This window comes from Agrobacterium genomosp. 13 str. CFBP 6927, assembly GCA_900012615.1.
GTDB lineage: Bacteria > Pseudomonadota > Alphaproteobacteria > Rhizobiales > Rhizobiaceae > Agrobacterium.
Window position 1 is genome coordinate 594038 of the sequence record LT009756.1, and the last position, 10376, is coordinate 604413.

The following is a 10376-nucleotide window of genomic DNA, read 5'->3' on the forward strand; positions in this document are numbered from 1 at the left end:
GAGGTCAGTTCCAGTCGCCGATCGCCGCCTGAATGACAGCCAGTGCCGCAACAGCGGCTGTATCGGCCCTGAGGATGCGTGGCCCGAGCGGAATAGGGGTGATGAAGGCAAGGCTTCGCAAAAGCTCCCTTTCCTCCTCGGAAAAGCCGCCTTCCGGGCCAACCAGCAGCGCAAGCCTGCGTTCCTTTATGGATTGCAGGACAGGCAGCGGATTTTGCCCCGCATCGCCTTCGTCGCAATAGATGATGCGCCGGTCGCGGGGCCAGGTTTCCAGCATGTCTCTCAGCTTCACCGGCTCGGCCACCTCAGGCAGGGACAGAATGCCGCATTGCTCGGCGGCCTCGATGGCATTGGCGCGCAGCTTTTCGGTATTATGGATCTTGCCCTGAACATGCTGCGTCATGACAGGCTGCAAAAGACCCGCGCCCATCTCGACTGCCTTCTGCACCAGATAATCCATGCGCCCGACTTTCAGCGGCGCAAACAGATAGTGAAGATCCGGTGCCGGTGGCTGTGGGCGCGTCTGCTCCAGGGGGATGAGCGCGATCTTCTTGCGGCTCGGGAAGGAGAGCCTGGCTTTCCATTCGCCATCGCGCCCGTTGAACAGCAGGATTTCCGCGCCATCGGTCATGCGCAGCACATTGGCGAGATAGTTGAACTGTTCGGTGGTCGCTTCCTGCGCCGCCCCCGCATCAAGCGGGGTTTCGACGAACAGGCGTTGCATCCGGAAATTTGCGCGCATGGGACTTTTCGGTTTCAGCGTCAGAGAAAAAGGAAGGACATAAGCCAATAGAGCAACGCCGCAAGCGTTGCGCTGGAGGGAACGGTGACCAGCCAGGCGGCGATGATCGTCATGAAATGGGAGCGACGGACAAGATAACGGCGGCGCACCTCGGCGGGATTATCCGCATATCTGTCGGCGCGGCGGATCGCGCCGGTTCCGGCCTGAACGAGTTCCTGCCGCCGCCGTGATGACTGCGTGTACCATTCACGGAAGAAGCCGACGCCGAACACCGCGCCGATCGCCGTGTGCGTGGTGCTGACCGGCAGGCCGAAGCGTGAGGCGACAAGAACGGTGAGCGCCGTGGCCACGGAAACGCAGAAGGCGCGCATGGGGTTGAGCTTGGTGATCTGCTCACCCACGAGGCGGATGAGGCGCGGGCCATAAAGCAGAATACCGCAGGAAAGCCCGAATGCACCGACCAGCATGACCCATAGCGGCGCACGGGCGGAGGTCTGCACCGCCTCGTCATGCAATGCCCGCACGATGGCCACCACCGGGCCGATCGCGTTCGACACGTCATTGGCCCCATGGGCGAAGGACATCAATCCGGCGGCGAGAACCAGAGGCCACTGGAACAATATGCGAAGCGACTGGTTGCGGTTCTCCAGCCCGACGGATTGTTTGCGGATGATCGGCACGCAGAGCCGCCAGGCGACAAGGCCAGTCACAAGCCCGATGCCGCTCGCATGGCCAAGCGAGAGATGCACGATCTGCCTCAGCCCGACCCAGATGAGATAGGCGGTGAAAACGCCAGCCATCAAGCCGATGAGGACAGGCACCCACAGTCGCGCGGCGTCGATCTTGTCATCGCGGTAGATGATGAATTCCTTGATGAAAGCAAGGATGACGATGGCGATGGCGGCGCTAATGAAGGGCGCCAGAACCCATGCAAAAGCGATGCTGCCAAGCGATAACCAGTCGACTGCCCCGATGCCATAGGCGGCCATGCCCGCCCCGGCGACGCCGCCGACCACCGTGTGGGTCGTGGAAATCGGCGCTTTCGTCCATGTCGAGATATTGACGAGAAGGCCGGCGGCCAGAAGCGCCGACAACATCGCCCAGGAAAACACGGTCCTGTCGGGAATGGTGTTTATGTTGATGATGCCGCTGGAAATGGTCTCGACGACGTTGCCGCCGGTAATCAGCGCGCCCGCGATCTCGCAGATGGCGGCGATGATGAGGGCAGCTGCAAGCGGCAAGGCCTTGGCGCCAACCGCCGGGCCGACATTGTTCGTCACGTCATTCGCGCCAATATTGATCGCCATATAGGCGCCGATGGCAACGGCCGCGATGATGATGACCGAGCCCGCGGTGCCTGTCACGAAGACACCGGCGAATATGGCCGCGAGAACCACGAACATGAAACCCGCGCCAAGGCCGGCAAGCTGCTGCGTGACGTGCATCGTCGCCTCCTCGACACGGGTGATCTTTTCGAGATCCTTGTCGAGCGTCGGCTTCATGTTCGGTGGTGGTGGCTTTATTGCCATTCAGACCTCGTTTGCCAGCATTCCTTTTCGTCCGGCAGTGTCGCGGGCTGAAGGCAATTTACAGAAAGACTGTTACATCTCGCACATCTTTCCAAAATGAAAGACGGTAAAAGCCATGTTGGAAAAACAAACTGCACATTGCCACTATTCGGGCGGGCAGGCTATTTCGAAAGCGCCATTCGCTTGTCGAAAGTGAGCATCAGGGCTTTCAGTTCCGGCTCGTTGACCCGTTTGGCCGCCTCGCGGGGCGTGACCCATTCCAGCCGTCTGGAGTCCTTTTCGGGAAAGCTGTCCTGCAGTTCCGATACTTCGAGCAGATGCACCTGAACCCTGCACAGCACGTTGATGCCGCTGTTCAGCTTTTTCTCATATTCATAAAAACCGAAGGGGGCCTTCTCCACCGTGCCTTTGACGCCGGCTTCCTCATAGGCTTCCTGTTCTGCCACCGCATGGGCCTTCTTGCCACCCATCGGCCAGCCTTTCGGAATGACCCATCGTCCCGTATCCCGGCTGGTCAGCAGCAGAACTTCAGGTTCCTGATGCTTTTCGGCCAATCGATAGCACAGCGCCGCATATTGCTGTCGCGGCGGTCTGCGCAACATCAAGCCAACATCTGTCGCCAATCGATTCAAAATCTTCAATCCGGATAGGTCCTTCTTTGCCTGCTAATGATAATTGCTAATATAGATATCCCGTAAGTTCCGCCAATCCCTCATCACCCATAACCCACTACTGTCTTCACGCTGATGAAGATTAAGAGGCGAAGATGGAGGCAAGCGAAACCGTTCCCGGAATTCCCGGTCAAACAGCCGATTGCGGAAAGCCGTATCTGTCTGCTTTCAGGTCTTCCGGAACGCAAACCGCTCAGGGATTACGGTCGGAATTGCGCTGGCCCGCATCCAGTCCCCAATGCCGGAGACCGTCTACCACACCATCCGCTTCCGTCGCGCCCGAGAGGAAAAACTGGCTCTTGCTGTTTGCCAGGGAAACAAGTTCCGGCAAGGCATTGCCAACGATCACGCCGCGAACGCCATTCAATTCGAACATTGCCCGATCATTGCCAGTATCGCCCGCAACGACTGATTCGTCGAGGCCGATGCGCAGTTGTCCACATAACCATGCCAATGCCGCGCCCTTATCGGCGGCCTTCGGCAAGATGTCGAGGTCGCGATTGCTTGAATAGACGATGCGGGCCTCGATCTCGGCCGCCAGCAGCGCGTTTTCAATATCGGCAAGCGCCTTTTCATCCGCATCGTGCAGGAACCAGCTGGATTTAAGGCCATGCTGATAGCGCTCTTCCTGCATCGTTACGCCGGCCAGGCCAGCCATGACACCGGCAATCTTCCGCGGGTCGAAACCCGTGCCGAGCGAGTGCCTGTAGGCGTCTTCCAGTTCAATGCGCTCTTTCGCATGCAGCATGGTGCCGACGCCGCCGATGATGTAATCGGGCCGGGGCAGCGGCACCTCTTCCATAAGCGCCAGCTGGTCATCGACCAGCCTGCCGCTGTTAAAGACCAGAACCGGACGGCGATCATCCGGCAGCGATTGCCAGAAATCGCGGAACCGGCGCGTGGCGTCATTATTGCCGACGACGGTTCCGTCGAGATCGGTGGAAAAAAGACGAAGTGGTTTCAATCGCCGTCGTTCCATGGTTCGGCCCAGTCCGCTTCTTCCAGAACCGGCATCATGGTGCGTCCTTCCACAAGAGCCAGCAATTGCTGCGCTATGCCGGTCCATGTGAACAGGCTGCGCGCTTTGTGTGCGCCCATTCGGGAAAGCCGCCCGTAAAGCCGCTCATGCTTGAACGGTTTCATCATGGTGATGCCGAGGTCTTCCTTGTCGAAAGGATCGGCAAACAGCGCATGGCGGCCATAGCTGATGGCCCTGAACAATCCGCCATGGGTGGTGACGACGGTGGGTGTGCCACTCGCCATCGCCTCGATGGCGGTCATGCCGAAGGGTTCATAACGGCTTGAAAGCACAAAGAGATCGGCGGCGCGATAAATATCCGGCAAATCTTCATCGGTAACATAACCGGAAAACGCAACCTTCTCTTCGAGACCGAGCGCTTTCACCCGTTCCTTCAACTGATTGAGGATCGTGGTTTCCTGCTCGTCCATGTTTTCGCCACCGACGGCAAGATGCAGCCGTGCCTCCGGCTCGCGCTGCGCCAGCACCGAAAAGCCATCGATCAGCAGGTCGTAACCCTTGTTCGTGGCGAGGCGCCCGAGCGCCAGCACCGTCTTGCCTTCGAAGCCGAAACGCTGCCGGATCATCTGCCGCGTGGCATCCGAGACGGGGAAGAAGCGGTTGTCGTCGTAACCCGGCGGGATCATATGGATGTGCTTGCGCTTGAGGCCATAATCCTCGATCAGCACGTCAAGCTGCACCGGCGTCGTGGCGATCACCATGTCGCAGCTGCGGTAGATGATCAGCTCATGCTGGATGCGTTCCTTGAAATTGAATTCCAGCTCGAACGTATCGGCCTTTTCCGGATAGTCGGTCTCCATCTGGCGCTTTTTCCAGAGGCCGAGCGAATGCGGCGTATGCAGATGCGGGATTTTCAGAGCCTCGGACAGCCGCTGCCCGGCAACGCCCGCATCCCAATAGTGGCTGTTGATGAAGGAATAATTCAGGTCGTTTTTCTTGATGAAACGCAGCGCATTTTCGCACCATTCCATCAGGTGGCGGTGCAGATATTCCTTGGGAATGAAATCGCGCCCGCCGCAGGGAATGCGTACCACGCGGACACGCTCGTCAACCTCGTCGAATTCCGGTTGGTCTTCGAAACGGCGGGTATAAAGATCGACAGTATAACCGAGCTGGCCGAGTTTGCGTGCAAGCTCAAGCACATACACCACCTGTCCCCCGGTGTCGGCTGCGCCCAGGGGCGGGTGCGCGGCGACATAGCCATGCGTCGATATGAGAGCTATCCGCGGATAGCGTTCAGTTTCGCTCGTGGTTGTCATGGGTCCCATCTTGGTAAATTTTTCCAATTAACCCGATAAAAAGACCAAACAGCACAAAAGGTTCCATCAAAACCTGAATAAAAGAGATGGCGTATTTCGCCCGACGGCGTTTTCAGCTGCTGCGCTGCTGCTGCCGCAGACGCGAAATACGGTCCCATTCCCGCGCCTGATGTGCCTTGGATGTCGTCTCCACGATGAAGTCTATATGGGCCTCCGCCTCCGCCCTTGCCGCTGCCGGATCGCCGGCGGCGATGGCCTCGTGAATGGCGATATGCTGTCTCAGCACCTCGTCATGCGCGCCGGTAACGGTGAAGATGAGATGGCGATTGTAGAAGATGTCGTCGCTCAGAAGCCGGTAGCAGGACCGCAACGTGTGCATCAGCACGATATTATGCGCCGCTTCGCCGATGGCGTTGTGAAATTCCACATCGCCCGAAAGCTCCTCTTCGAAACGGCCCGCCTCATGCGCCTCGCGCATTTTCTCGACGATGGCAGCGAGGTTGCGCCTGTCCGGCTCTGTCGCCCGCTGTGCGGCAAGTTCGGCGGTCATGCCTTCTATATAACGGCGATATTCGAGAAAATCCCGCGTCGCCCGGCTATGACGGGTGATGAGCGCGCTCAGGGGATCGGAAAAGACCGGGCCGACAATATCGGCGACATAGGTGCCGCCGCCATGTCGGCTCACGAGAAGGCCGCGGGTTTCGAGTTCTTTCAGCGCCTCCCGCAGGATAGGCCGCGAGACATCCAGCCTCTGTGCCAGCTCCCGCTCACCGGGCAGCCGGTCGCCGTCGCGCAATATGCCGTCGAGGATCAGCTCCTCAAAACGTAAGATCACCTCCTGCGATGTGCGGCTGTGCTCTATCCGCGCAAATAGCGTTTCGTCCATCGCAGCATTCTCCGGCGAAATCCGCCCCTGGGGTGTGCCTGTCTGTGCAATCCGGCACAAATTATCAGCGAAGCGTCGCACTGGTCAATTATTCTGTCCAGTTTGGTGGCCTGTTCATGCTGGATTGCCTGCGTCAACACGGCATCTGCCCTTTTAAACTGGCTTTTGTTAAAGCAGCACCCGGACAGGGTGATGATGGCGGGTTTTCTTCGCCAGTTGCATCAAAACAATTACATTGGCTTCGATTGCGGTGTCGCCATCGCCATTGATGCTTTAGAAAACCGGCGGAAACAGGCGGGGACGGTATCGCATGGCCAAGGGTAGATTTGCTTTCGCAAGCGCGCCGGAAAGGTCGCTGGCGCTCGGGGAGGTGCATGCGCGGCCGACGGTGCTTCTCGCCCCGTCGCGCATCATCGTCCAGCTTGCCTTCATGATGGATGGCGGCTCGGCCGTGCACCACTCTGTCATCGCGGAAATGTCGCGCAGCCGGGGCGTTGCGCCGCCGGAACGCGATGCCCGCCACCACGCCATGCCCTGGGGGCAGGGCACGCTGCGCTGGGAACGGCACACGGAATTCTCGACCTGGTTCTGGGATGGCCCTGCACCGGAAAAATTCGGCGGTGAGATTGCCGGTGATCCCTTCGGCGACGGCTTTTCGCCGCCCGGGTCCCTGATATCGGGCATTCGACTGGAAATCCGCGAAGATAGCGCGCTCGCTGCCCAGGCCGGGACGATGTTTGAGCCGACCAGCCTCTGTCACAGCGACGTGCGCGACGGGCAGGCGACGATCCTCACCGATTTCCGTCAGGATCGCGACGGGTTGACGCAGATATTGGTGGTCGACCGGGGTTTGAGCGATTACAGCCGCGGTGCGCTGGTGCAGCGGCTGCTGGATATCGAGACCTATCGCACGCTTGCCATGCTCGGCCTGCCGATGGCGCAGACACTCTCGCCGGAAATCCGCCGCATCGAGGATGGTTTGACGGGCATCACCCAGCGCATGAAGAATGGCGCGCGTGACGAGGCTGATGCGCTGCTGGCCGAAATGACCCGGCTTGCGGCGGAGCTGGAGGCCAATGCCGCGCTCAGCCTCTATCGTTTCGGCGCCAGCCGCGCCTATGACGGCATCGTGCGCGAACGCATCCGCGCCTTGGCGGAAACGCCGGTGCTGGGACACGAAACCATGGGCAGCTTTCTGGAAAGACGTCTTGCGCCGGCCATGCGCACTTGCCAGTCGGTGGAGGAGCGGCAGGCCAACCTGTCGCGCAAGCTCTATCGCGCAACGGCGCTCGTCCGAAGCTGGATCGACGTGGAGCTAGAGCGGCAGAACACGGTGTTGCTCAACACCATGAACAAGCGCGCCGCCATGCAGCTTCGCCTGCAGCAGACGGTGGAAGGCCTCTCGGTTGCTGCCATCTCCTATTATGTCGTTGGCCTCATCGGTTATCTCACCAAGGCGATCAGCCATGATGTGCTGCCGGTCGATCCCGCCGTGGTCACCGGCATCTCGGTTCCCTTCGCCGTACTCGGTGTCTGGTGGGTGGTGCGCCGCATCCGCCGCTCCCATGCCGAGGGCGGGCACTGACGGACAACCCAGTCTCCCTCATCCCTGTGACGAGCACAGGGATGAGGGAGTGGACCCTTTTTCAACCCTGCTCCCAATAGGGCGAAGGCCCATAAAGCCCGGCGAGATAATCGATGAACAGCCGCACCTTCGCAGGCAGGAACTGCCGGCTCGGATAAACCGCCGAGAGCGTCACGTTTCGTGATCCCTCATAGGCGGGCAGAACCTGCACCAGTTTGCCGGCGCGCAATTCATGGCCGATATCCCAGGTGGAGCGCAGCGCAATGCCGAGCCCGGAAATAACCGCTTCGCGGATCACCTCGCTGGAATTGGTGACCAGCATGCCTTCCGGGCGGATGCTGAGCGCGCCGCCCGGTCCTTCCAGCCGCCACACATCGTTATTATGGGCCGGCAGGCAGCGGTGTTTCTTCAAGTCCTCGATTGTCGCGGGCATGCCGTGGGTTGCGACGTATTCCGCTGAAGCACAAAGCACGCGGCGCACCGGCGCTAGCCGGCGGGCCACAAGGCTGGAGGAATTGAGGTCTGCGATGCGGATCGCCAGATCGTAACCGCCTTCGATGATGTCGATGAACTCGTCGCTGAGCACCAGATTGACCGAAAGGTCCGGATGTCGCTCCATGAAACCCTTCAGATGCGGTGCGATATGCATGCGCCCGAAGGAGGTGGGGGCGGAAACCTTCAGCGTGCCGTTGACGGTATTGGCGCGGCCGGAGACGAAATCCTCCGCCTCTTCCAGCCCTTCCAGCACGGCAAGCACCCGCTCATAAAAGCCCTGTCCCGCTTCGGTCAGCGAAATCTGCCGCGTGGTGCGCTGAAACAGCCGCGCGCCGAGCTTTTCTTCCAGCCGCTTGATGCGCTTGGAAATGACGGCGGGTGAATAACCCAGCTCCTTGGCGGCCAGCGACATGCTGCCGGAGGCGGCAACGCTCGCGAAGACTTCCAGATCGCCCAGATTCGTCACAGTTAACCCCTGATTATTTCCGTAATGGAAAAAATCCATAACATTTGATTGCGCTCTTTCAAAGTGGTAAAGAAAGAATACCAGTTGAGGAAATGTAGATGGAGGAGGGGCGGTGACGCAGCCGATCAAGTTTCTGGAGCCGCGCGCAAACGTCGTCGCAAGCCGTGACCGCATCATATCCGACCTGAAGGATATTCTGGCCGCAGACTGTCTTGTCCACGAGCCGCGCGAACTCGTGCCTTTCGAGACGGACGCCTTCGTTTCCTATCGCCGCCTGCCGCTGGCCGTGGCGCTGCCGAAGACCACGGAAGAGGTGGCGGCGGTGATGAAATATTGCCACCGTTACGGTATTCCGGTCGTGCCGCGGGGCGCCGGCACCTCGCTTTCCGGCGGCGCGATCCCGCAGGAGGATGCGGTGGTGATCGGCCTCTCGAAGATGGCCTCGATCCTCGAACTGGATTTTTACAATCGCACGGCGCGGGTGCAGGCGGGCGTTACCAATCTTTCCATTTCCGATGCGGCCGGTGCGGAAGGTTTCTTTTATGCACCCGATCCCAGCTCGCAGCTTGCCTGCACCATCGGCGGCAATATCGGCATGAATTCCGGCGGCGCCCATTGCCTGAAATACGGCGTCACCACCAATAATCTGCTTGGCGTAAAAATGGTGCTGGTGGATGGCACGGTGCTGGAACTGGGCGGCAAATATCTCGACGCTGCCGGCTACGATCTGCTCGCCCTCGTTTGCGGCTCGGAAGGCCAGCTCGGCATTGTCACGGAAGCGACAGTGCGGCTGATCGCCAAGCCGGAGGGCGCGCGCCCGGTGCTGTTCGGTTTTGAAACCTCTGAGGAGGCCGGCTCCTGTGTGGCCGATATCATCGGTGCGGGTATCATCCCGGTCGCCATCGAATTCATGGACAAGCCGGCGATCGAGATTTGCGAGGCCTTCGCCAAGGCGGGATATCCGCTGGATGTCGGCGCATTGCTGATCGTCGAGGTCGAAGGCTCCGAAGCGGAAATGGACGCCATGCTGGCCGATATCGTCACCATTGCCAGAAAACATGGTGTGAAGACCGTGAAGGAATGCCAGTCGGCCATGGAGGCGGCGGCGATCTGGAAAGGCCGAAAATCCGCCTTCGGCGCAACGGGCCGCATCGCGGATTATATCTGCATGGATGGTACAGTGCCGCTTTCGCAGCTTTCTTACGTGCTGAAAAAGACAAGCGAGATCACCGACCGCCTCGGCCTGCGCGTCGCCAATGTCTTCCATGCGGGGGATGGCAACATGCACCCGCTCATCCTGTTCAACGCCAATGACCCTGATGATGCGGCCCGGGCCGAAGAGGCAGGCAATGAAATATTGAAGCTCTGCGTCGATGCCGGCGGCTGTCTCACCGGCGAGCACGGTGTGGGCATCGAAAAGCGGGATTTGATGCGCCACCAATATGGCGAGGCCGATCTTGCCCAGCAAATGGCGGTGCGGGCGGCATTTGACGAGGGGTGGCTGATGAACCCTTCCAAGGTGTTCCCGCTGGAGGGGAGGGGATGATAGGTGTGAATTCTGTGCTCTCTTTGGGTGTGGTTTACCCCCCTCTGCCCTGCCGGGCATCTCCCCCTCAAGGGGGGAGATCGACCAGCGGCGACCTCCCGCTCAATTTTCGAACGGCGCGACTGAAACGATATGCCAGCCTCTTGCCGATCTCCCCC

The 10376-nt window shown here is 59.9% G+C and carries 9 protein-coding genes; 2 read left to right on the forward strand and 7 right to left on the reverse strand.

From position 1 onward, the window contains the following. Positions 1-4: 4 nt before the first annotated feature. From AGR13A_RS02925 to AGR13A_RS02950, 6 genes are all read right to left on the reverse strand, one after another. A complete protein-coding gene (locus AGR13A_RS02925) occupies positions 5-742 on the reverse strand; it encodes a 16S rRNA (uracil(1498)-N(3))-methyltransferase (protein WP_080833562.1) in 738 nt (245 codons plus the stop codon). A 20-nt stretch (positions 743-762) separates the two neighbouring features. Beyond that, a complete protein-coding gene (locus tag AGR13A_RS02930) occupies positions 763-2271 on the reverse strand; it encodes an inorganic phosphate transporter (protein ID WP_080833565.1) in 1509 nt (502 codons plus the stop codon). A gap of 161 nt (positions 2272-2432) precedes the next feature. After that, the gene (locus tag AGR13A_RS02935; RefSeq protein WP_035218764.1) at positions 2433-2873 is read right to left on the reverse strand and encodes an NUDIX hydrolase; all 441 of its coding nucleotides are present in this window, start codon (positions 2871-2873) and stop codon (positions 2433-2435) included. Between the two features lie 262 nt (positions 2874-3135). After that, positions 3136-3906 (reverse strand): HAD-IIB family hydrolase, encoded by a 771-nt coding sequence (locus AGR13A_RS02940; RefSeq protein WP_080833567.1) that lies wholly within the window; start codon positions 3904-3906, stop codon positions 3136-3138. Continuing rightward, entirely contained in the window at positions 3903-5249 is a 1347-nt protein-coding gene (locus AGR13A_RS02945) for a glycosyltransferase family 4 protein (RefSeq protein ID WP_162180477.1), read from the reverse strand. The genes AGR13A_RS02940 and AGR13A_RS02945 overlap by 4 nt, the downstream gene beginning before the upstream one ends. 103 nt (positions 5250-5352) lie before the next feature. Then, complete coding sequence (locus AGR13A_RS02950) at positions 5353-6126, reverse strand: FadR/GntR family transcriptional regulator (protein WP_035218756.1); 774 nt, start codon at positions 6124-6126, stop codon at positions 5353-5355. A gap of 310 nt (positions 6127-6436) precedes the next feature. On the opposite strand from AGR13A_RS02950, the gene AGR13A_RS02960 reads away from it, so the two are divergent. Beyond that, the gene (locus AGR13A_RS02960) at positions 6437-7711 is read left to right on the forward strand and encodes a DUF3422 family protein (RefSeq protein WP_080833569.1); all 1275 of its coding nucleotides are present in this window, start codon (positions 6437-6439) and stop codon (positions 7709-7711) included. A 61-nt stretch (positions 7712-7772) separates the two neighbouring features. Here the strand turns inward: AGR13A_RS02960 and AGR13A_RS02965 are convergent, their stop codons facing one another. After that, positions 7773-8672 (reverse strand): LysR family transcriptional regulator, encoded by a 900-nt coding sequence (locus tag AGR13A_RS02965; RefSeq protein ID WP_080836471.1) that lies wholly within the window; start codon positions 8670-8672, stop codon positions 7773-7775. Positions 8673-8784: 112 nt separating this feature from the next. Here AGR13A_RS02965 and AGR13A_RS02970 point away from each other — a divergent pair, with 112 nt between their 5' ends. Beyond that, positions 8785-10218 carry an FAD-binding oxidoreductase gene (locus AGR13A_RS02970; protein WP_035218750.1) on the forward strand — a complete coding sequence of 478 codons (1434 nt, stop codon included), beginning with the start codon at positions 8785-8787 and terminating at the stop codon, positions 10216-10218. The last annotated feature ends 158 nt before the right edge of the window (positions 10219-10376 follow it).

Excerpts from the sequence above, each read along its gene's own strand:
- AGR13A_RS02925 (WP_080833562.1), bottom strand. The coding sequence starts at position 742 with ATGCGCGCAAATTTCCGGATGCAACGCCTGTTCGTCGAAACCCCGCTT.
- AGR13A_RS02930 (WP_080833565.1), bottom strand. The coding sequence starts at position 2,271 with ATGGCAATAAAGCCACCACCACCGAACATGAAGCCGACGCTCGACAAG.
- AGR13A_RS02935 (WP_035218764.1), bottom strand. The coding sequence starts at position 2,873 with ATGTTGCGCAGACCGCCGCGACAGCAATATGCGGCGCTGTGCTATCGA.
- AGR13A_RS02945 (WP_162180477.1), bottom strand. The coding sequence starts at position 5,249 with ATGGGACCCATGACAACCACGAGCGAAACTGAACGCTATCCGCGGATA.
- AGR13A_RS02950 (WP_035218756.1), bottom strand. The coding sequence starts at position 6,126 with ATGGACGAAACGCTATTTGCGCGGATAGAGCACAGCCGCACATCGCAG.
- AGR13A_RS02960 (WP_080833569.1), top strand. The coding sequence starts at position 6,437 with ATGGCCAAGGGTAGATTTGCTTTCGCAAGCGCGCCGGAAAGGTCGCTG.